At 42.2% G+C, this 21,411-nt stretch carries 18 protein-coding genes and 1 pseudogene; 13 read left to right on the top strand and 6 right to left on the bottom strand.

What is annotated here, in order from left to right; translation table 11 throughout:
* Nucleotides 1-40 precede the first annotated feature (40 nt).
* Nucleotides 41-550, top strand: a complete 510-nt coding sequence (locus tag L6494_RS26635) for a DUF4365 domain-containing protein (RefSeq protein WP_237990768.1) — start codon at nucleotides 41-43, stop codon at nucleotides 548-550.
* Nucleotides 543-794, top strand: coding sequence for a type II toxin-antitoxin system HicA family toxin (locus L6494_RS26630; protein ID WP_237990767.1), 252 nt, complete (start codon nucleotides 543-545; stop codon nucleotides 792-794). The genes L6494_RS26635 and L6494_RS26630 overlap by 8 nt, the downstream gene beginning before the upstream one ends.
* A 10-nt stretch (nucleotides 795-804) precedes the next feature.
* Here the strand turns inward: L6494_RS26630 and L6494_RS26625 are convergent, their stop codons facing one another.
* Nucleotides 805-2,289 carry a protein kinase domain-containing protein gene (locus L6494_RS26625; RefSeq protein ID WP_237990766.1) on the bottom strand — a complete coding sequence of 495 codons (1,485 nt, stop codon included), beginning with the start codon at nucleotides 2,287-2,289 and terminating at the stop codon, nucleotides 805-807.
* A 223-nt stretch (nucleotides 2,290-2,512) separates the two neighbouring features.
* Between L6494_RS26625 and L6494_RS26620 the strand changes: the two genes are divergently transcribed.
* The 7 genes and pseudogenes from L6494_RS26620 (at nucleotide 2,513) to aqpZ (ending at nucleotide 13,220) form a co-directional block, all read left to right on the top strand.
* The gene (locus L6494_RS26620; protein WP_237990765.1) at nucleotides 2,513-2,968 is read left to right on the top strand and encodes a helix-turn-helix domain-containing protein; all 456 of its coding nucleotides are present in this window, start codon (nucleotides 2,513-2,515) and stop codon (nucleotides 2,966-2,968) included.
* A gap of 104 nt (nucleotides 2,969-3,072) precedes the next feature.
* Nucleotides 3,073-3,591 (top strand): PIN domain-containing protein, encoded by a 519-nt coding sequence (locus L6494_RS26615; protein ID WP_237990764.1) that lies wholly within the window; start codon nucleotides 3,073-3,075, stop codon nucleotides 3,589-3,591.
* 55 nt (nucleotides 3,592-3,646) lie between these two features.
* On the top strand, nucleotides 3,647-4,693 hold the full coding sequence (locus tag L6494_RS26610) for a zinc-dependent dehydrogenase (protein WP_237990763.1): 1,047 nt from the start codon (nucleotides 3,647-3,649) through the stop codon (nucleotides 4,691-4,693).
* A 151-nt stretch (nucleotides 4,694-4,844) separates the two neighbouring features.
* Nucleotides 4,845-6,186, top strand: a pseudogene (locus L6494_RS26605) (inorganic phosphate transporter).
* A 552-nt stretch (nucleotides 6,187-6,738) separates the two neighbouring features.
* Nucleotides 6,739-9,033 carry a DMT family transporter gene (locus tag L6494_RS26600; protein ID WP_237990762.1) on the top strand — a complete coding sequence of 765 codons (2,295 nt, stop codon included), beginning with the start codon at nucleotides 6,739-6,741 and terminating at the stop codon, nucleotides 9,031-9,033.
* 972 nt (nucleotides 9,034-10,005) lie between these two features.
* A complete protein-coding gene (hetR, locus tag L6494_RS26595; RefSeq protein WP_237990761.1) occupies nucleotides 10,006-10,905 on the top strand; it encodes a heterocyst differentiation master regulator HetR in 900 nt (299 codons plus the stop codon).
* Nucleotides 10,906-12,455: 1,550 nt separating this feature from the next.
* Complete coding sequence (gene aqpZ, locus L6494_RS26590; RefSeq protein ID WP_237990760.1) at nucleotides 12,456-13,220, top strand: aquaporin Z; 765 nt, start codon at nucleotides 12,456-12,458, stop codon at nucleotides 13,218-13,220.
* A gap of 198 nt (nucleotides 13,221-13,418) precedes the next feature.
* Here aqpZ and L6494_RS26585 read toward each other — a convergent pair whose 3' ends face one another.
* Nucleotides 13,419-13,991 (bottom strand): hypothetical protein, encoded by a 573-nt coding sequence (locus tag L6494_RS26585; RefSeq protein ID WP_237990759.1) that lies wholly within the window; start codon nucleotides 13,989-13,991, stop codon nucleotides 13,419-13,421.
* Between the two features lie 322 nt (nucleotides 13,992-14,313).
* Here L6494_RS26585 and rpsD point away from each other — a divergent pair, with 322 nt between their 5' ends.
* Complete coding sequence (rpsD, locus tag L6494_RS26580; RefSeq protein WP_237990758.1) at nucleotides 14,314-14,922, top strand: 30S ribosomal protein S4; 609 nt, start codon at nucleotides 14,314-14,316, stop codon at nucleotides 14,920-14,922.
* A gap of 90 nt (nucleotides 14,923-15,012) precedes the next feature.
* On the opposite strand, the gene moaA is transcribed toward rpsD, so the two are convergent.
* A complete protein-coding gene (gene moaA / locus L6494_RS26575) occupies nucleotides 15,013-15,999 on the bottom strand; it encodes a GTP 3',8-cyclase MoaA (protein WP_237990757.1) in 987 nt (328 codons plus the stop codon).
* A 210-nt stretch (nucleotides 16,000-16,209) separates the two neighbouring features.
* Here moaA and L6494_RS26570 point away from each other — a divergent pair, with 210 nt between their 5' ends.
* Nucleotides 16,210-16,689 (top strand): YbjN domain-containing protein, encoded by a 480-nt coding sequence (locus tag L6494_RS26570; RefSeq protein WP_237990756.1) that lies wholly within the window; start codon nucleotides 16,210-16,212, stop codon nucleotides 16,687-16,689.
* A 17-nt stretch (nucleotides 16,690-16,706) separates the two neighbouring features.
* Nucleotides 16,707-17,426: a lipoate--protein ligase family protein gene (locus L6494_RS26565; protein WP_237990755.1), complete on the top strand. Its 720-nt coding sequence runs from the start codon at nucleotides 16,707-16,709 to the stop codon at nucleotides 17,424-17,426.
* A gap of 159 nt (nucleotides 17,427-17,585) precedes the next feature.
* On the opposite strand, the gene L6494_RS26560 is transcribed toward L6494_RS26565, so the two are convergent.
* A complete protein-coding gene (locus L6494_RS26560) occupies nucleotides 17,586-18,287 on the bottom strand; it encodes a YdcF family protein (RefSeq protein ID WP_237990754.1) in 702 nt (233 codons plus the stop codon).
* 323 nt (nucleotides 18,288-18,610) lie between these two features.
* Between L6494_RS26560 and ctpB the strand changes: the two genes are divergently transcribed.
* A complete protein-coding gene (gene ctpB, locus L6494_RS26555) occupies nucleotides 18,611-19,870 on the top strand; it encodes a carboxyl-terminal processing protease CtpB (RefSeq protein ID WP_237990753.1) in 1,260 nt (419 codons plus the stop codon).
* A 162-nt stretch (nucleotides 19,871-20,032) separates the two neighbouring features.
* On the opposite strand, the gene L6494_RS26550 is transcribed toward ctpB, so the two are convergent.
* Nucleotides 20,033-20,290 (bottom strand): hypothetical protein, encoded by a 258-nt coding sequence (locus tag L6494_RS26550; protein WP_237990752.1) that lies wholly within the window; start codon nucleotides 20,288-20,290, stop codon nucleotides 20,033-20,035.
* Nucleotides 20,291-20,446: 156 nt separating this feature from the next.
* On the bottom strand, nucleotides 20,447-21,304 hold the full coding sequence (locus tag L6494_RS26545; protein WP_237990751.1) for an SDR family oxidoreductase: 858 nt from the start codon (nucleotides 21,302-21,304) through the stop codon (nucleotides 20,447-20,449).
* Between the last annotated feature and the right edge of the window lie 107 nt (nucleotides 21,305-21,411).

Here is a 21,411-nt window from a genome sequence, read left to right as displayed (position 1 = left end):
TTTGATATTATTCAGAAATGTCAAATTTACAACTTCTGAAATGGTTAAAAAAAAGCGACCACGAGAGCATATTATTGCTGATTTAAGTATTAATTATGTAGAAAGATATATTTTTTTATGTGGTTACTCGGTAGAACGTATACAGCATGATTACGGCTACGATCTAGTGATGTTTACCTATGATATCAATGGTGAAATTGAAAATGGTCAAGTTTATATACAGCTAAAAGCTACTGATTATTTAAAGACACTCACAGATGGAAAAACCATTGCTTTTAAGCTAGCAATATCAGATTTAGAGTTGTGGTTGTTCGAGCCGATGCCTTGTATTTTGGTAATATATGATTCCCAATCAAGTCAAGCTTATTGGTTATATCTGCAAGCATATTTTGAAAATATAGAGGCATTTAATATAGCACAGCTTGGCGAAAGTGTAACTGTTTATTTACCGAAGACCAATATAATAGATGAAGAAGCTATAAAACAATTTAAAAAATACCGAGATGATGTTCTAAGCCAGTTAAAAGGAGTGATTCGCCATTATGATTAGGGAAATTAAGTTTAGTGAGCTTGAACAGTTACTTTTAGATATAGGTTTTGTGAATATACCAACTACTGGCTACCACAAACTGTTTGAGTATCCCCAATTAAATGCTATGGTTGCCTTACCAAATTATGAAAAACAACAGTATGTAAATGCCATACATTTACTCACTGTACGGCGAATCCTATCAGAAAACGGTTTAATGGATACTAGTGTATTTGACCACCTATTAGAAAAAGTAGCAAGTTAGTTATAATCTGTTACAAGTTTTTGGGATTTTTCAGCAGCAATACTAATACTGCTCCTGAAAGAATACCGCCTATCCAACCAAACAGTGAATTAACCAAAATCCACCAGCCGGCTTGCTTAACAAATCGCCGCATTAGCCACCATTGGATAATCCCGACGATGAGGCCTACTGACATGAAAGACAGTCCGATTACACTATCCAAATCATCACTAAACATCATATTCCCAAGGAGAACGGAAATACAAGCACCTAAAGTAGTTCCTAATAGCCACCACTTTTCAGATATGGGGATGTGTCTTCGTAGCACTAGTAATTGCATAAAGCCGATTGTTAAGGCCATTGTTGCAGCTACAGCTTGATAACTCAGGATTGTACCGAAGATCGGCTCTACTATTACAGAAGCGATCGCAGCAAAAATAAATCCTCCAATTAAACCTAAAACATTCACTAACACCCATTGCAAATAAAAACCTAGTCCAATCTTGGGGGATTCGGTAGATACAGCAGGTGCAGCAGACTGAGGCTGTTGGGGAATTTCTTGACGATACTGGGCTGGAACTGGCGGCGGAGGCGAATATAAGGGAGGCTGAGAATTAATTGGTTGATGTTTTGCAGGATCAAAAGGTACTGTTGGTGTATATCCTGGATTAGTCGGTGTTTGTGTCGGTGCGTAAGCATTCCCTAACTGTTGTACTGCGGCTAAAGCTTCCACCGCCGAAGGATAGCGTTGGCGAAAGTCATAACGTACCATCCTATCTAATATATCCGCCAAAGCTGGGCTGATTTGTACCAATTGTCGCCAGACAATTTCCGCCGTTTGGATATCTTCTTCCAATTGATGGGGCATTAACCCCGTTAAAGCTTGAATACCAATCATCCCCACAGCGTAGACATCGCTGCTTAATCTGGGGCTACCCCGACTCTGTTCACTAGGCATATAACCAGCCGTACCAATCCCCACAGTCATTTTAGTCACACCCTCACCAGTCACCACCTGCGTACTAATTTCTTTCACCGCCCCAAAGTCAATTAGCACAACTTTGCCGTCACTCTTGCGGCGAATCAAGTTTGGCGGTTTGATATCTCGGTGAATGACTTGATTTTGATGGACAAAGGCTAATGGTTGGAGGATATTTTGCAACAAGGCAATAGTATATGCTTCACTCAGCCGTTTTCCAGGGGTGAGTTCATCACTGAGGGGATGACCATCAATAAATTGTTGAACTAGAAAAAATTCCTCGTTTTCTTCAAAGTGCGCCAATAGTTGGGGAATTTGGTCATGAGTACCTAACCTGTGTAATAACTGTGCTTCTGATTGAAATAACCGCCTAGCAACTTGTAAGGTCATGGGATCAGTTGCCATTGGTTTGAGTAGTTTGACTACACAATGATTGTTGTAAAGCTTAGTGTCTTCGGAAATATAGGTTTGACCAAAACCACCAGCACCCAAGACTTTGGTGATTTTATAGCGTCCATCTAGTAACTGACCCAACATAAAGGCGATTACAGACCATTGAAGAATGTCTGTATTTTAACTCTACTAGTACATATGCCAATAGGTGATAGGGGACAGGTGACAGGGAACAGCACAGGAAAAAACTATTGGCTACGAACTAATGACTCATCCCGGATTTCTCACAATTAAGAAATTTTATATTTTGCGAATATTGCGTTTGTGTAGTATTAAAATCTAGTAATACCATTAATTCTTACTGTATATGACTGCTATCGTACCTGGAAAGACCTTATCTATAGAGAAATTTGCAGATCAAGAATCAGAAGCAAAGTCTATCAAAGAACTCGACTGCATACTACAAGAAGTAGGTTCTCATCTCAAACTTATAGGCGCAAACGGGGAAGAAATTATTATTCCAGATGCGGTTTGTCAAGTTTTGCATGAAGTTGTTCATGCGATCGCATCAGAGCAAGCTATATCTATAGTTCCACAAAAAAAAGAACTGACAACCCAACAAGCTGCCGATTTTCTCAACGTTTCCCGCCCTTATTTAATTAAATTATTAGAACAAGGTGATATTCCTTACATTAAGGTAGGAACACATAGGCGTGTGCGGTTTGATGATTTAATGAAGTATAAACAGGAGCGAGATACTAAGCGTAGGCAACTACTGGATGAATTAATAGCAGAAAGCCAAGAACTAGGCTTTTACGAGTAGATTTTGGTTCATACAAGTGAATTAGATAGATTCTATTTGATCCCTTTATATTTAAACAAATAGAAATGCTGCGTGCTGTGCTAGATTCCTGCGTACTTTTCCCAATGTATCTACGGGACACTTTACTATGTGCTTCTGAGGCTGGATTTTATTTTCCCTTTTGGTCGCAAGAAATCCTTGATGGTGCAACTCGTAATCTTGTGTCCACAGGGAGAATGTCACTGGAAAGTGCAACAAGACTTGAGACGAGAATTAAAACAGCTTTTCCAGATGCAATAGTTGTTGTTCCAGATGCCTTAACTCAAGCGATGACAAATCATCCTGGCGATCGCCATGTACTTGCTACTGCTGTAGTGGCTAGGGCTAATATAATTGTCACCTCAAACCTTAAGCATTTTCAGCATCAGGATCTAGCTCCTTGGAATATACAAGCGCAGTCACCAGATGAATTTTTGACTACTCTGTACAACATCGATGCAGAAAAAATGGTTAGAGTAGTGCAAAGACAATCACAAAGTCTTAAAAAGCCTCCAATGAATTTAAACGCACTACTTGACCTACTAGCTAGAGAAGTACCAGATTTTGTGCGTAATGTTTTGTCCTATAAATCTGAAACCTTGTAGCTGAACGTAGGCGACTAATGTTACATCTAGTAACGTTGAGCAGTGGAAAATCAACGTGAAAGCACAGGTATTTAGAGGCGTAAATCAACTCTCTTACGAAGAGATCCCCGTACCGAATCTGGAAGCAGACGAAGTTTTGGTACAGGTGGAAGTAGTTGGCTTATGCCAGTCAGATATAAAAAAAATTCGTTATCCACTTTATGAACCACCGCGCATCTTTGGCCATGAAACAGCCGGGACGATCGCCGCAGTGGGTTCGCAGGTGGTAGGTTGGCAGGTAGGACAAAGGGTAGCAGTCATGCACCACATACCTTGTATGCGTTGTGCCTACTGCATGAATGATAATTTCTCCATGTGCGATGTCTACAAAAACATCTCCACCACCGCAGGCTTTAACGCCAGTGGCGGCGGCTTTGCTGAGTATGTCAAAGTTCCAGGTCATATTGTGCAGAATGGTGGGTTAATCCCGATTCCTGAGAATATTAGTTTTGAAGAAGCCAGTTTTGTTGAGCCTACCAACTGCTGTTTAAAGGCAGTGAAAAAAGCACAAATTGCCCCAGGACAGACTGTTTTGGTCACTGGTGCTGGGCCAATTGGGTTAATGTTTATCATGTTGGTGAAATATTTCGGGGCGAAAGCGATCGCCACTGATTTATTACCCTCTAGAATTGAAAAAGCTGTAAATGTAGGTGCAGAAGCAGCTTTTGACGCTCGTGATCCCGATTTACCAGCCAAAATTCATGCCCTTACTGGTGGACTAGGTGTTGATGCCACGTTGCTAGCTGTACCTAGTGAAAAAGCTTTCTTTCAAGCCCTAGATTGCACCCGTAAAGGTGGCAAAATCCTATTTTTCGCCGAATTTCCCGACGAAGTAGAAATCCCCATTAATCCTAATCTTCTCTACCGTCGAGAAATAGACTTAATGGGTAGCTATAGTTCCTCCTATCGCCTACAAAACCTCTCGGCGGACATTGTATTTAATCGTCGTATCGACGTGCAAGCCTTAATCAGCGATCGCTACCCCCTAAAAGATTTATCAGCAGCAGTAGATCAAGCGATCGCACCTACACCAGACACTTATAAAATCCTCATTTATCCCTAAATTGGGGGTTGGGAACTGGGTGAAACAACTTTCTCCCTTGTTCCCTTCCTAATCTCTTTAATTTTGAATTTTGTTAGCGCAGCGTTAGCGAGTCTTCGAGCGTCATTTTGAATTTTGAATTGATTCAGGGTCTTCCCCCCTATCCCCCTCTATGGAAATACCGATTACATTACTGATAGTAGCCCTACTAGCTTTCTATGTAGCTTGGAATCTGGGAGCTAACGACGTTGCTAATGCAATGGGAACTTCCGTTGGTTCTAAAGCTATTACTCTGAAGCAGGCACTAATTATTGCTGGGGTATTAGAGTTTACTGGTGCGGTTTTATTCGGTCATCAGGTGACAGCCACCCTAGCGACAAAAGTAGTCAACCCCAACTTATTTGCAGCGACACCCCAAATTTTAGCTACTGGGATGATCACAGTGCTAATTTCTTCTGGTGTATGGTTGCAAATTGCCACAGCGAAGGGTTTACCTGTATCTTCTTCCCATGCAGTCGTCGGTGCGATCGCTGGTTTTAGTTGGGTAGCTTTAGGCGTAGGGGCGATTGATTGGTCAACCATTGGCTCAATCACTATCGGTTGGATTTTAACACCAGTTATCAGTGGAGCGATCGCCGCTTTATTCTATAGTCAAATCAAACACTGGATTTTGGATCAACCTCATCAAACCAAACAACTACAAGAGTGGATTCCCTGGTTGAGTGCAATTCTCATCGGGGCATTTGGTGTAATTGTCCTACCTTCTTTTACCCAACCGCTCAACAATTTTTTAATCGCCCAATTCGGTATTCACATTCCACCCCACGACATCCCCCTGATCACAGGTGCGGTAGCCACGGTTACACTAACTGTGTTTAGTTGGCGACAGCTAGAGGAGGTAGGGGGCAGGGAGCAGGGGGCAGGGGGCAGGGGGCAGGGGGCAGGGGGCAGGGGGCAGGGAAAATTTCAACCCAGTCAACAGTCAACAGTCAACAGTCAACACCAACATCGAACCCCTATTTGCCCGTTTCCAAGTCCTAAGTGCTTGCTTTGTCGCCTTTGCACATGGTTCTAATGATGTGGGTAATGCGATCGCACCTGTAGCGGCGATCGTTTATATCAATCGCACTGGTCAAGTACCAACAGATGGGATTAATATTCCCCTGTGGATCTTAATTCTTGGTGGTGCTGGGATTGTTGCTGGTCTAGCTGTTTGGGGCAAAAAAGTGATTGCTACTATTGGCGAAAATATCATCGCCTTACAACCCAGTAGCGGATTCTGTGCTGAACTTGCCACGGCTACCACTATCTTAATTGCCTCTCGTCTGGGTTTACCCGTCTCCACCTCTCACGCTCTTGTTGGTGGTGTAGTCGGTATTGGTCTGGTACAAGATATCAAGTCGGTGAAATTTCAAACCCTCCAGGGTATAGCCACCGCTTGGCTAGTAACTGTTCCTATCAGTGCTGTTCTCAGTGCTACCATCTTTAGCGTTGCTCGGATTGCTTTTTTTTAATTTTATGGATATTTTTCCCGATCTACTAAATAACGCAAAAACTAGAATTTATTTTGGCAGAATGGCATTTAATTAATTAAAATGCTTCTTAAGGGCTGATGTAAATTTCTCCCTCAATCGAAGTTATAAATTGTTATAAAAGCTACATTCTGTAAAAATTACAGTTAACTTTAAAACCTACTAGCAGTTTTTTATAAATCAGCTATATACTTGCAACCAGCGATTAATTGCTATTGCTACAAAAATAACAAGTATTTATATTTAGGTGAGATTTTTTCACTATAAAATATCTCATTGAGTTAGAGAATTATGAAAATCAGACGGATGGAGTGCCGATAGGTCTGTGATATGAAAAAAACACAGTATAGTCATCTGTGAGTTACATAATATGCTTTGCCAATACTGGTGGAAGCATGACACAATGGCGTTGATATCCGTAAGTCCTGTGAAGATTTTATATTTTATCTGACAAAATGCAAGAAACTTAGTATGAACGCCACAAGTTTTGCAGGAAGCAGCTTTATTGTCAAGGTGTATAGAGGTTAGAAACTAATGGGGCGACTTGAGAAGCGACCAGACAACCCAGGAGTCCGAGGCGACATATCCAGAGCAGCAGAATCAGCTCTATGGGCTGTTGTCGAGGATTTAGAAAACCTCCAACAAAATGTACTTAAATCATTACAAGAAGATGTTAAACGGCTACAAAGCGAGAAAGAGCGTTTAGCAGATGAAATTCATCAATTAGTCGAAGAAAAAGAACATTTACAAGAAGTTAGGCGGATTACTGAACAACAAGTATTAATCCGTCAGCTGTCAGAAGCTTTAGCCAAGCACATATGTTCACAACTGCAATCATCACTAGCGAAGATAGCTAACCAAACAGAGAGTCAAATTGCTGCACTCAAGTCAGCCCAAAGTAGCAATATTGTCAGTGGAAACCTAGAGCCAGCAGAAAAAATGCTTGGTAGTCTGGATGATAACCTAACGATCGCCTTTAATTCCCTTCAACAAGAACTCAAAAACTATCAAACTAATCTTTCCCAACAGCTGTCTCGGATGTACAGCCAACAGCAGCAAGGTGAAGCCATTTTAGAAGATTTCATCAGTCAACTGCGCGGGGATCTGACAAAAACCATCCAAGAAACCTCTCAATTAGCAGCTAAATCATCACCACCTACAGTAATACAGCCTCCCGAAATTCAACCTCCTAATGTTGCCAAAGTGGTGAATTTATCTCCCCCTACAGTATTACAACCGCCAGAGTTACAATCTCCCGCTTCCTTCCAAACATCTCCATCTGTAGAACCAATCACTCAAACTCAGGCTCAATCAGTTCCTCCCATTGTAGAAAAACCGCCTGTACCCACGCCAGCAGCACCAAAAACTCCTGAATCAACAGCCTCACCAGTTAACGAAATTAAATCACCACCGCCTGAACCGATTTCTGTTTTACAGCCGGAAATATCTGAGACTGAGACAACCTCAAAGGAAATTAAATCACCACCTGAACCAATTTCTGTTTTACAGCCGGAAATATCTGAGACTGAGACAACCTCAAAGGAAATTAAATCACCACCTGAACCAATTTCTGTTTTGCGTCCGGTGATCCCAGACACTAAAATCACATCACCACCACCAGAAAAACTGACTGAGCCGATTTCTCCACCCAAACCTGAATCTTCCTCAAGTAAAGGAACAGCCAAAGAGCCAATCTCTGTAATCCAAAATGACAATCCTTCCCCACCATCTGCGTCAGCATCAAAGCGGGGATCACCATCTCCCACCAATAAATCCCGCAGTTTCTCTAACTTATCACCAGTCCAGATTGGCTTCTTGTTGATAGTTGCGTCTGCTGTCATGTCATCGCTGTACAACGTAGCCATCAAGGGGATGTTTTATAAAACTTCTCAAACCTCGGCTGTGTTGGAAATAGCAGGTTTAATATCCCCGACTGTGGGAAATATTATGTTAATTCTCACTTTGCGGTTGATGGTGGTAGTACCGCTAATGATGCTTTTAGCTCCCATGATGCACCCCCAAGTATGGCAAGACTTACAAAGTCTGAAGGAGTCCCTAGGGAAGAAATCTGGTGCTACTCGCGGTAAGCAGCGACAAACTGGTGTGCAGTTAATTATCGCTAGTGGCTGCTTTCTGTTTTTATCGCAAGTCTTGATTTACTTTGCTATTGGTCAAGTTGCTACCGGTACAGCGATCGCCCTATTCTTTATTTACCCCGTTGTTGTTAGCATTTTATCTTGGTTCTTGTTGCGCGATCGCCCTAGTGGATTTCGCGCCACCGCCCTCGCCGCAATTTTTGGCGGTGAATTGCTAGTTTTTGGTGGTACTCTCATCACTACTGGTGTGATTGGAAATAATTCATTAGGTGGGATCACTGCAATTCTCGCGGGAGTATCTTTTGCCTGTTACTTACTTTTAACGCGAGCTTCTGCCACTAAAATACATCCAGTCTCTTTGACCTTCGTGAACTTCGCCACCATGTTGGCTTTAAGTTTTATCTTTTTGATGTTACCTTTACCCAACAATTGGAGTTTGACAGTTGACCCATCTAAGGTACTAGAAATTGTTTTAAGTGCTGCAATTTTGGGTGTCTTGACCCTTGTAGGGTATGTATGCAATCACTTGGGAGTTAGCAAGTTAGGTGCGCCGCGATCGGCAATTATTGGCGCAGGTGTACCTATTTTAACGGTGATTTTTGCTGGCTTAGTTCTGCAAGAAACTTTAAACATTGTCCAGATTTTGGGAGTGTTATTCGTTACTTTTGGCGCAGCAGCTTTCAGCTTTGGCCAAATTAGAAATCCTAACTCATCATCCAATAGTGAAAATTGAACCTAATGACATATACATAAAATTAGCAAGAAATATCAACATAGCAAAATTAAGATAAATGTTTGACGTATCAGTTTAACCAAAGAATTTATGACTAGGTACTAACCCTTTGGATTTTTCGTCTGCTTGTAGATGCAAATGTCATTAAACTTTGATAATTTCTCCTTACAAATTATGGGCTGTTAATCGCCTAGTTTAAAGATTAAGAAGCAAAAGATTAAGAATAAACTAATTCATCTAAATTTAATGCAAGGACAGCTAAATATAGAATATTATGTTGTGAGCAAATAAAACATATGGCGAAATTTGAATTATCTGCCTGATTTAACATCATGTGATTCTCCCTCTCGGCAACTAACTATCTTGCAATAAAGATTCAGAGATGCTGCAAGTAGCATGATATTTAAAAACGCCCTACTGATTCCATAGGCGTTGAGTGGGTTGCAACGTGACATTTTTACAGAAATTGCTGTCTGTGTTCTCTGAGAATTTGCCTAGGCGCAAGTTTTTCTAGAGTTCTAAAGTCACTTAATACCAAAGACCTTCTGAATCAAAAACTCTAGTAAATATATTCAGGTCATGCTATCTCCCAAATCTGGTAGATAGCCAAAACCGTTTGAGATTAGCATTGCTGAGTGTTACTAGATAAAGGGCAGAGAAAATCCGGATACTGAAGAAAGTCCCTGTAGGTTACTTATTAGAGCCATATATATAGTTCTTTAGTGGCTTACAAAGGTATCATGGGTAAATTCAGGCAGTTAATCAGCGATTTTTCGGTAAGATACAGAAATAACTCTAGTAGCAGTACGATTGCTACTCAGATCCAATTACAGTATGGAGGAATAGATAATTTGAATACAAATTCTTACTTACAAAACCCATAATATACATCTGGCGTGGCGAAAAAACCTGCCATTAGGTGTATTTCAATTACTTTTTTAGACTAATACGTGCTATTCAACTATTTGTAATATGAGTAACGACATCGATCTGATCAAACGTCTTGGCCCCAGTGCGATGGATCAGATCATGCTATACCTGGCCTTTAGTGCCATGAGGACAAGTGGGCATAGACATGGAGCATTCTTAGATGCAGCAGCCACCGCCGCTAAGTGTGCGATTTACATGACATATCTAGAGCAAGGTCAAAATCTACGGATGACTGGCCACTTGCACCATCTAGAGCCAAAACGAGTCAAAATTATCGTTGAGGAAGTCAGACAAGCCTTAATGGAAGGCAAACTGTTAAAGATGTTGGGTTCTCAAGAGCCTCGCTACCTGATTCAGTTTCCTTATGTTTGGATGGAACAGTTTCCTTGGCAACCAGGCAGATCGCGCATTCCTGGAACAAGTTTAACAAGCGAAGAAAAGAAACAAATTGAGCAAAAACTACCTAGCAATCTTCCCGATGCTCAGTTAGTCACATCATTTGAGTTTCTGGAACTAATTGAGTTTCTCCACAAGCGATCGCAAGAGGACTTACCATTAGAACACCAGATGCCTTTGAGTGAGGCCTTAGGAGAGCATATCAAGCGTCGTCTGCTCTACTCAGGCACGGTGACACGAATTGATTCACCTTGGGGAATGCCTTTCTACGCTCTAACTCGCCCCTTCTATGCTCCAGCAGATGACCAAGAGCGTACCTACATCATGGTAGAAGATACCGCTCGATATTTCCGCATGATGAAAGATTGGGCAGAAAGACGACCAAACGCTATGCGTGCTTTAGAAGAGCTAGATGTGCCGCCTGAAAGATGGGATGAAGCTATGGAAGAATTAGATGAAACCATCCGAGCTTGGGCAGACAAATATCATCAAGCTGGTGGTATCCCCATGATTTTACAGATGGTGTTTGGCAGAAAAGAGGACTAGTACCGCTACGCGGAAGTCAAAAGTCATAGACGCAAAAGCGGCTTCCCGGAGGGTAAGTTAAAATTCAAAAGAAGTTTATTTCGGGCTTTTGCGCCATGTAAAATGGTAGCTTTATTTACACCGTGCTGTACTAGGCACAAACCAACGCAAGTGATTTTCTTTCCCAACCCAACAATCAGTAACACAACAAACAACAGTCCCAAAAATCACAAACGAGCATCTGCATAGCAGCTATGAGCAGATTGTACTGGCTCTTACCCAAAAAGCAACATCTGAGTAAGGTATATTTGCTGACTAGCAGATGGCTATCGTCTGTGTTTATACTGGGTTTTCAGTATCATGTGGTTAGGGAAACTAGTCCGAGAAGGCAAAATAAACAGCCTGGATACAAATTGTGAATTATGTTCGCTGTGCCGTACTAGCATTTTATGGTTTAGACATAAAAAAATATTAGCCCAAATCCACTAAATCCTCTTTGAAGGAAGGGCTGCAATTTATTGACACTCCTCAGGCTAAAGGCATGAGGATTCTTGGTTCAACGAGTCCACTTAGTCTAGACCCCTTGCGGTATCTAAACCAGAGGTGGTTCTCTCCCCTTCGCGGTAGCGTCTCGAAGAGAAGCGTTAACTTTTGGTCTGCCCGACCATATTTGCTCATATTGCAAAATTTGTTTGCAGTTTAGTGCTGTTCGTCTAGTACCTATGAATCTTTTACCTACTTCCAGGTAATACTAGAACTACGAAGTAGAACCCTATAGATTCAGTTGTCTTCTCTACGAGAGGCTACGCCAACGCGTTAGCGTCTCCTCTTGGGAGAAGGTGCAGCGTCTACGTGTTAGGTAGCAATAGGGTTTTTTGAGTGGTTGATTACCCTTCCACATCTCATATTGTACCAAAAGCCGTCCTGGAAGCGGCGCACTGAGCTTGCCGAAGTGGACGGGGTTTTAGACCCAATTTTTCGATAAAAAACCTCGTAGGATTTTGGAAACACAGTAGCTTTAGACTTGAGAGAAAAACCGAATTGGCGGGCTGTTTTCCTGCTGTGTACATAATCTTGTTTAAAGTATACTTTCGCTGTATATTCTTAACTGTAGCGAAATTATATTTATGTAGGTGGCGCAAAAGAAGCAAATCCGAGAGATAAATAAGTCTTAGTTTTTGCCTCTACGCGAGTTGTGTCAACTGAGTAAAAACCTTTATAACTTAGGTCTTTACACAGTAAAGCAGTAATCTTTTCATGAGCATAAATATTTGCGTTATGAGTCTGCTTAGTATCTGTGCGATGCACAGTAAAAAGGCATACCTTAAACCAGTGATCAGTCCTGACGGCGTATACTTCTCTACGAGAAGACTGCGTCTTAAGCGTTCGCGGTAGCGTGCCGGAGGCTCTAGCTATGCCGCAGGCTTTACGAAAGGCTCATTAACAGGTGGGGCATTGAGACCCGCCATTAAAGCATTCCACGCTTAAATATGCTGATGAGACCGTCAGGGGAATTTATCTTAGATCCCATCCCAACTTTTGGGTCATTTGTTTTTTGGAGTAATCGAAGAATGTCACTAATTAAACGTTGTATAGCTGAGTTTGTAGGAACTTTTTGGCTAGTTTTTGGCGGTTGTGGTAGCGCAGTATTAGCCGCAGCGTTTACAGCAGATGGTGCAAAGCTTGGTGAAAATACAGCATTCCCTTTAGGTATTGGGTTGGTAGGTGTTTCTCTAGCCTTTGGTCTGACCGTATTGACAATGGCTTATGCAATCGGCCACATTTCTGGCTGTCATCTTAATCCAGCTGTTTCTTTCGGTTTGTGGGCAGCCAAGCGGTTTCCTGGTTCTGAACTATTGGTCTACATTGGTTCTCAGGTCTTTGGGGCGATCGCAGGTGCAGGGATTCTGGCTTTGATTGCTACTGGTAAACCTGAATTTAACCTGGTTAAAAGTGGTTTTGCTGCCAATGGCTTTGGCGTACACTCTCCAGGTGGTTATTCTCTCATAGCTTGTTTTGTCGCTGAGTTAGTATTGACCTTTGTCTTTTTGGTGATTATCTTAGGTGCAACCGATAGCCGTGCGCCTCAAGGTTTTGCTCCAATTGCGATCGGGTTGAGTTTAACACTAATTCACCTGATTAGTATTCCGGTAACTAATACATCTGTTAATCCCGCTCGTAGCTTGGGTCCAGCAATCTTTGTTGGTGGCTGGGCAATACAGCAGTTGTGGCTATTCTGGATAGCACCAATTCTAGGAGGAGTATTAGCAGGCTTTTTCTATTCTAAAGTAATGGAAGTACCAAAAAAAGAAAGACAATTGTCAGAGATAGTTTAAGTAGTTTGTAAACTTCATTACTTGCATTGGCAACTAGAAGTCGCGGCTACATAAACAAAACCTACCTCCGCAGCTTAGAAAACTCTTGATTTTGCATCAGTCCACGGAGGTGGACTTCTTTATGGGATGCTACGCGAATCAATGCTCAATGATCAAAAATCAAGCTTTTTTGATCATTGAGCAGTGTAAGTCCTGAGCTTATTGATTAGTAGGACTTTCAGGAATAGGTTCACTCTCCAAGGTAGGATTAAATATTGTGGGTGGTTGGAGTGGTGACTTCGATGTAGGTGCAAAACCACTAACGCGATCGCTACCATCAATACAAGTATTTAATGCTTGATTAGGCTCAATCTTAATCTGACTACGCAAACCTATCACACACTCAGCAAAGCGCACTGGTAATAAACTGCGACCACAGTAATTTAACACGTCTGGATTAATGGTTTCCTGAGTATTCTTGCTCACCGAAACTACACAGGTAGCTAATTCTTTGGGCCGTCTTGCTTGTCTACAGCCAGCCAGAGCATCAGTAGCACTAATATCCGTGCGCTTGTCAATAAAAACAGCACAGGCCGATAAATCTGTTGGACGTAACGCCGTAGCACAAGCCTCTGATGCCGCTTGTTCACTCACTCCCACACGTAAGAGTCTACCTGCACAAGCACGATAATCATTGCCAGCAGCCATACTAGGGACACTCATCCCCACCACACAGCTACCTACAGCCACAACTGGTGCTATCAACCGAATTAGACGAGTTTTAAAGGTCATTTTTGATTTTCTCCCCACTAACCTTTGTTATGCACATTACCGTTCTTCAAACACCCAAAGTTATGCTAACTCAAATGTGCAACAAATCTTTTGCAAATCAGGCAAAACCAAAGAACAGGAAGAAAAATCTTTGAAAAAGACAAAAAGTTTAGAGGTGCAGGGAAATAAATGAGAACCACTAATCCCCAATCCACAACCCCCAGTCCCCAACAATAAGATAAATTTTTAGCGATTCAATGAAATCATTTTGCATTTCTGAATAGCTGGTATTTATAATAGTATGTCTGAGTAAAATTTAAACAGGATTAGATTAAGGAAACTCATGTCCCGATACAGAGGGCCACGCCTTAGAATTGTACGTCGCTTAGGCGAATTGCCAGGATTAACTCGTAAGAGCGCAAGACGCGCCTATCCACCAGGTCAGCATGGTCAGAATCGCAAAAAGCGTTCTGAATATGCCATCCGTTTAGAAGAAAAGCAAAAGCTGCGTTGTAACTACGGTGTAACTGAAAAGCAGCTACTACGTTATGTCCGTAAAGCTAGACGAGTAACTGGTTCTACTGGACAAGTGCTATTGCAACTGCTAGAAATGCGCTTGGATAATACAGTTTTCCGCTTGGGTATGGCCCCCACCATCCCAGCCGCTCGTCAGTTGGTAAATCACGGTCACGTCACCGTTAATGGTCGTGTAGTGAATATCGCCAGCTACCAAACTCGTCCTGGAGAAGTTGTTGCTGTCAGAGACAGAGCGCAATCACGTAAGTTGGTGGAAGCTAACTTGCAATATCCCGGTTTGGCAAACCTTCCTAACCACTTAGAGTTTGATAAAAACAAATTAGTTGGTAAGGTCAACAGCGTCATTGAACGGGAATGGGTAGCACTCCAAGTTAACGAACTGCTAGTTGTGGAATACTACTCACGTCAAGCTTAGGATAGTGCTGAGTGCTGAGTGCTGAGTGCTGAGTGCTGACTCATGAAAGTCCTATCACTCACAACTCAGAACTCATTGCTCAAGACTGACTTACCCTCCAATTTGTGACATGGTACGACTGTAATTACCTGTAGTACCAGAGTCGCGTCCTTTAAAGTTAATTTCTGGTTTAATTGTCAACAAGTTTCTAACTTGTTCTTGTAATTTCTGGGTGCTGACACCAGACCGGAGAGCAGTTTTTAAGTCCATTTGTCCAGTTTCATTTAATAAACACGGTCTGAGCCAACCATCAGCACTCAAACGCATTCGGTTACACCGATCGCAAAAACATTCTGACATTTGACTGATAAATCCTAGCGTTCCCTTCGCGCCGGGAATTTGAAATACATCCGCAGGACCTGCACCACGAACTTGAGATTCTGTCAAGCCCCAACGATCGCGGATTTGTTGCCGCAATTCGGCTGAAGATATCCAACCGCGATCGCTAAATAAATCGCCGTTACCAATGGGCATAAACTCAATAAAGCGGACGTGCCACTGTTTATCAATGGTTAAAGCCGCTAAATCCAAAATTTCGCGATCGTTAACCCCTGGAATTACCACTACATTTAACTTCAAGGGGTCAAAACCGACACGATAAGCAGCTTGAATCCCATCCCAAACCTCTTGCCAACGCGAACGGCCGCGAGAGCCGATAATTTGGTCAAAAGTATCGGGATCAAGGGAATCTAAGCTAATATTGATGCGTCGCAAACCAGCATCATAAAGATTTTGCGCTAAGGAAGCTAGTAAAAAGCCATTGGTAGTCATGGCGAGGTCTTGAGTTTGGGGTAAAGACGCGATCGCTCTGACCAAATCCGCCACACGAGGACGCAGTAACGGTTCACCCCCTGTCAATCGAAAACGAGTAAAACCGACAGGAATAAAAACTTCTTGAACTAAAGTGAGCAATTCCTCATCAGTAAGTAGCTGTTGCTTGAGGATATAGTCTAGCTCCGACCCCTCTGGCATACAATACTGACAACGAAAATTGCAGCGATCTATTAAACTAATGCGGAGGTAGTCTACCTGGTTCATGTTGGGTTTTCTTTCTATTGTGCGCGATCGTTAGGTCTCTGTGACAGCAACAGAAATAAAGTGCGATAGTCTTAGACCCGCCTTCGGCGATCGCCTGATGCCAAATTATGTACAGTTCAGACTCGCCCTTCAGGAATTCAACCTAATTTGGCTTACAGGCTATAAAGTATGTGTAGAGAAAACAATGAGTATATTGAGAGAAAAATCTGTATGACAAGCTACCAAGAAACCTTAACTAGCAAAGATGCTCTAGAGGAACTAGTGGAAACAAACAGCATTAACCATGTGGAAGTCATTGAAAACGTCATTGACTCCTTAGAGCAAGATGATAGCGCAATGGTTAGCCACTCCCCAGAAGGTGGTGGTTATCTGTGGAAATTTAAATATGGCAGTGTGGAAGTATTCGTCCAACTGACTGGAACAACTGATGAAGACACAATCACAGTTTGGTCGGCGGTGCTTCACCTACCTGCTAAAGATGAGCCTAAGTTGATGCGTCAACTATTAGAAATGAACTGCTCCAGTACCTTTGAAGCTCGTTTTGGTATTATTGATAACCGAGTCGTAGTCATCTCTACCCGCACCTTAGCAGAGTTGTCTCCAGGGGAAGTTTCACGGCTAATTACTGTTGTGGCGACGATCGCAGATGACAATGATGAAGCCTTACAATCTGAATTTGGTGCAGCTTAGATAGTTGGGAATTTGCAATGGGTAACAAGCAGGTTTGGCGACTAATTCCTTTTTTAGCAGCTTCTGGTAGTGTGCAGATGGCAATTGACCGATGGTTATTACAGCAACATCTATCAGGAAAAAATCCTTCAACTCTGCGATTTTATACTTGGTCGCCACCCGCTATTTCCCTTGGTTATCATCAACACCAATATCCTGAACACTGGCAAAATCTGACTTGGAAGGGACAGACCTTAGATTTAGTCCGCCGTCCTACAGGTGGTAGAGCAGTGTTACACCAAGGGGATTTAACTTATACTGTTGTCACCTCTGGATTAGTTGGGAATCGACTCCAGAACTATCAGCAAATTTGCGAATTTTTGATTACCGGATGGAGAGCGATCGGCATTCAATTAGACTATGGTACAGCTGGACGCGGCTACATTCATAACCCCAACTGTTTTGGGACTGCTACAGGTGCAGATTTAGTTTTACCAGATGGGGCAAAATTGATTGGTAGCGCGCAATTAAGACGAGGCGGAGCAATCTTGCAACATGGTTCTATGCGTTTGCAACCAGATGCAGAATTATTTGCTCAAGTATTTGGTGGAGAATCTTTTCAGCCTGTGCAATTGTCTCCAACCTTGAGTATAGACACGATTATGACAGCCTTGACTCATGCGGCGAGGGATTGTTTTGATATCGAGATTGCAGCACAACCCCTTTGTCTATCCGAGTGGGATGAGATTTTAAGCTAAATGGAAATGGGCATTGGTATTGTATTTTTGTATTTTCTCCCTCTGCTCCCCCTGTCCCCTGTCCCCTGTCCCCTGTCCCCTGTCCCCTGTCCCCTGTCCCCTGTCCCCTGTCCCCTGTCCCCTGTCCCCTGTCCCCTGTCCCCTGTCCCCTGTCACCTGTCACCTATCACCCACATTCCCCTGCCGTTCACACTTAAAACCTTGACTTTCCCAAGCCTGCATATCCACATCACTGAGTTTAGTGACGTTTGAGCATTGCGGCTGAATGATTTGGCTCAAAACTGCCCACAAAAGACTACGTGTGACATCTAGTGTAGTTTTTAACACAGACTCTTGATTACCTGGAATACCTGTTTCCTGAACAACCGCAACCTCCACCCATATACCATGCGCCCCGAAAAGAATCTGTGACATTAATTTAGCTCGCGGTAAGTGGGTAAGAGAAGTAATTAATTTGACTTTATGAACTCCCCATTGTTTTAAAATTGGAATTCCGTAGTAGAAGTTTTCAAAGGTAGATTTAGCACACTTTTCTAGCCAAACGTTTTGCAAATCTGCGGCTTCGCGTTGAAAAATTAGCCATATACAGGGGTCTTGAGAACCCTGAGAAATTAAAATGGGAATTTGTGGATTTTTTTTAGCTGTTTGGGCAATATAAATTTCGCGGCGAATACTACCACCAAGGACAAAAAAGGCATCTACTGGCTGGGAAGCGGCTAGAAATAGGTTTATAGTGATGAGAATTAGCCAACTCCCAAACAAGAAGCATAAACCCCAACTGAGCTTTTGTAACAAATGCAACCATCTGCGAAATTTTTTACTACCAGGAATCGATGAATTTTTGGTAAAGTTGTGTCTCATGAGTTAGGACAAAAAAGCTGATTAACTTAGTTGTAAAAGACCCACATTTTTAGCAATGAAATGCTATCTTAGAGAATTAATATAGGGTGTAAATAAGACAGTTGCATAACTGTCACATTATTGTCACAGTGCTAGATTAGACTAACAAACAAAGTTCAAAATTTGGGTAACAATTTTTCACAAATTAAGGCAAGATCCTAACATAATTCAAAGGGGAAAATTATGAGGGAAGCGTAGCTAAAAATTGCGTATAAAAACTTAAGAAACGCCTAAAATCCTGATTGCTAAACTGTCAACACCACCGTAAATTCCTGCTGATATACATGAACCAATCTGCGAAACGTTACTCGCCGCTCCAAGTAGCCCTGATTGGAGGAGCGATCGCCACAACTGCCACTATATCCGTATTTGGCCCCGCTTGGACTCGGAGCGTTCGCGCTGCTCTACAGGACAGCCCCAAAGCATTAGTTGACCAAGCATGGCAAATAGTCAATAGTGAATATGTTGACGGCAACTTTAATCAAAAAAACTGGCTAGCAACAAGGCAAAGTCTATTAAGCAAAGACTACTCATCGAAAGAAGAAGCTTATGTAGCTATTCGTGAAGCTTTACAACTGCTCAACGATCCATATACAAGATTCATGGATCCCAAACAGTTTGAAGCTTTAACCAGTCAGACTTCTGGGGAAGTCTCTGGGATTGGTATTCGCATGGAAGTGAATGAAACAACCAAGCGACTGACTATTGTAGAAGCCATAGAAAACTCCCCAGCCCTCAAAGCTGGAATTAAAGCCGGCGATGAGATTTTGGCTATTGATGGCAAGCCGACTCAGTTGATGAAAATAGATGATGCTTCCAAATTAATTCGCGGCAAAGCAGGTAGTAACATTACACTCCGCTTAGGACGCAGTGGGCGCAATGCCTTTGATGTGAAGTTAACACGGGCAACTATCGAAGTACCAACAGTGTATTCCAGCGTCAGGCAAGAAGGAAATCGCCGGATTGGTTACATTCGCTTACGCGAGTTTAGCGGCCATGCTGCCGAACAGATGCACCGGGCAATTCGAGATTTGAACGGTAAAAAAGTGGATGCCTTTGTGTTAGATTTGCGCGGTAATCCTGGCGGTTTATTGCAGTCCAGCATCGAAATTGCTCGGATGTGGTTAGATGATGGCGGCATTGTTCGCACAGTTAACCGTAAGGGAGTCAATGAAGACACTAAAGCCAATCGCACCGCTTTAACAAAGCTTCCCTTGGCAGTATTAGTAGACGGTAATTCAGCCAGTGCTAGTGAAATTCTGACAGGTGCGCTTAAGGATAATAAGCGTGCAGTAGTCGTTGGTAGTCAAACTTTTGGTAAAGCCTTAGTGCAGTCAGTCCATGAATTATCAGATGGTTCTGGTATAGCCGTGACCATTGCCCACTACTACACCCCCAATGGCACAGATATCAACAAAAAAGGGATTACGCCAGATATCAAGTTAGAGTTGACAGAGGCACAGGAACGCCAGCTAACGTCCAACCCCAGTCTGATTGGTACTCCAAACGACCCCCAATATAGCCGAGCGATCGCAACTTTATAAAAGGTAGGTTAAAAACAGCCTAGGCTACACCTAGGCTTTTGCTTTGCTTGTTTTAAATAATCTTTGGCTTACCCTCCGGGTACTCCTGCGGAGAACTCGTAGAGTAGCCGCTTTCGCGTCTATGACTTTTGACTTCCGCGTAGCAGTACTAGCCTCCCATTGCTACAGTTGTGAAGATGTATCTGGAGCAATGATTTCACCAGTACCCATTTCTAGTATCATGTCCTGGTCAGTCACCAATTCACTCAGTTCATTAACTTGTAAATTCATCTGCTTACAAGCTTGTCTGAGTTCTTGTGCAAACGTATTAATATCATCACCATAACCACATTGATAAGCAGCAGTTTCAATTCCCTGCTTGGCATTTGCCCTAGCACAATCTACTAGGTCAGTTCCATGCAGTTGTTTTGCAGATGCCATATACTTTTTCTGTTATTTTTCAATGTTTTTCTCCAGTTAGATTAGCAATGCTTGTTAATGAAATCATCCCTCTGTTGGCAGACAAAAAAATTCAAAATTTCCAAATAAAGACGCGATTAATCGCGTCTTTAACAAAATTTAATTACTCATCTAGGTCTAGCCATTGACTATTTCCCCACCATTGGGATGCAATACTTGACCAGACATATAAGAAGAATCATCAGAAGCTAAAAAAACGTAACTCGGTGCAACTTCTTCCGGTTGTCCAGGTCTTCCCATTGGTACTTGTTTGCCAAAATCTGCCACCTTATCTGCGGGGAAAGTTGAAGGAATTAAAGGTGTCCAAATCGGACCGGGTGCAACTGCATTTACTCTAATTCCCTTACTCACCAAATTTTGTGATAATGAACGAGTGAAGGCAACAATTGCACCTTTTGTAGATGAGTAATCTAGCAGTTGCTGATTGCCCTTATAGGCTGTTACAGATGTAGTATTGATAATGCAACTGCCTTCTTTCAAATGCTTCATGGCAGCTTTAGTAATGTAAAACATCGAAAAAATATTAGTACGAAAAGTACGTTCTAATTGTTCTTGACTAATATCTTCAATGCTTTGTTGGGGATGTTGTTCAGCAGCATTATTGATAATAATATCGAGTTTACCAAACTCATCTACTGTTTGTTGGACAACGCGCTGACAAAAAGCTTCATCAGTAATGTCACCTGCAATCGATAATGCAGTGCGTCCATGTTCTTCTACCAAATTTTTGGTTTCTTCAGCATCACCGTGTTCTTTCAGGTAAATAAATGCTACATCTGCTCCTTCTTTAGCAAATGCAATAGCTACAGCGCGACCAATTCCACTATCTCCACCTGTAATTAAGGCAACTTTATCTTGTAACTTACCACTACCCCGATAGTGGGCATCTTCTGCCTTGGGTTTTGGTTGCATTTTGGACTCAACACCAGGTGGTTCTTGCTGCTGTGGTGGTTGTAATGTTTGTTTTTCTACCATACAAATTAAACCCGTTGCTTAAAAACATCTTTAAATGAAAAATCGAATAATCAAACCATATTGGTTTTTTATATTTGATTTTACAAAAAAAATTAAACCTTGGATTA

Origin of the sequence: Nostoc sp. UHCC 0870, assembly GCF_022063185.1 — a bacterium.
Lineage (GTDB): Bacteria > Cyanobacteriota > Cyanobacteriia > Cyanobacteriales > Nostocaceae > Trichormus.
This window is presented reverse-complemented; position numbering and strand designations above follow the sequence as displayed.

Excerpts from the sequence above, each read along its gene's own strand:
- L6494_RS26585 (WP_237990759.1), bottom strand. The coding sequence starts at position 13,991 with ATGACCTTTAAAACTCGTCTAATTCGGTTGATAGCACCAGTTGTGGCT.
- L6494_RS26630 (WP_237990767.1), top strand. The coding sequence starts at position 543 with ATGATTAGGGAAATTAAGTTTAGTGAGCTTGAACAGTTACTTTTAGAT.
- L6494_RS26615 (WP_237990764.1), top strand. The coding sequence starts at position 3,073 with ATGTATCTACGGGACACTTTACTATGTGCTTCTGAGGCTGGATTTTAT.
- L6494_RS26600 (WP_237990762.1), top strand. The coding sequence starts at position 6,739 with ATGGGGCGACTTGAGAAGCGACCAGACAACCCAGGAGTCCGAGGCGAC.
- L6494_RS26565 (WP_237990755.1), top strand. The coding sequence starts at position 16,707 with ATGGGTAACAAGCAGGTTTGGCGACTAATTCCTTTTTTAGCAGCTTCT.
- L6494_RS26545 (WP_237990751.1), bottom strand. The coding sequence starts at position 21,304 with ATGGTAGAAAAACAAACATTACAACCACCACAGCAGCAAGAACCACCT.
- moaA (WP_237990757.1), bottom strand. The coding sequence starts at position 15,999 with ATGAACCAGGTAGACTACCTCCGCATTAGTTTAATAGATCGCTGCAAT.
- L6494_RS26635 (WP_237990768.1), top strand. The coding sequence starts at position 41 with ATGGTTAAAAAAAAGCGACCACGAGAGCATATTATTGCTGATTTAAGT.
- ctpB (WP_237990753.1), top strand. The coding sequence starts at position 18,611 with ATGAACCAATCTGCGAAACGTTACTCGCCGCTCCAAGTAGCCCTGATT.
- L6494_RS26570 (WP_237990756.1), top strand. The coding sequence starts at position 16,210 with ATGACAAGCTACCAAGAAACCTTAACTAGCAAAGATGCTCTAGAGGAA.
- L6494_RS26560 (WP_237990754.1), bottom strand. The coding sequence starts at position 18,287 with ATGAGACACAACTTTACCAAAAATTCATCGATTCCTGGTAGTAAAAAA.
- L6494_RS26625 (WP_237990766.1), bottom strand. The coding sequence starts at position 2,289 with ATGTTGGGTCAGTTACTAGATGGACGCTATAAAATCACCAAAGTCTTG.
- L6494_RS26550 (WP_237990752.1), bottom strand. The coding sequence starts at position 20,290 with ATGGCATCTGCAAAACAACTGCATGGAACTGACCTAGTAGATTGTGCT.
- aqpZ (WP_237990760.1), top strand. The coding sequence starts at position 12,456 with ATGTCACTAATTAAACGTTGTATAGCTGAGTTTGTAGGAACTTTTTGG.
- rpsD (WP_237990758.1), top strand. The coding sequence starts at position 14,314 with ATGTCCCGATACAGAGGGCCACGCCTTAGAATTGTACGTCGCTTAGGC.
- L6494_RS26620 (WP_237990765.1), top strand. The coding sequence starts at position 2,513 with ATGACTGCTATCGTACCTGGAAAGACCTTATCTATAGAGAAATTTGCA.
- hetR (WP_237990761.1), top strand. The coding sequence starts at position 10,006 with ATGAGTAACGACATCGATCTGATCAAACGTCTTGGCCCCAGTGCGATG.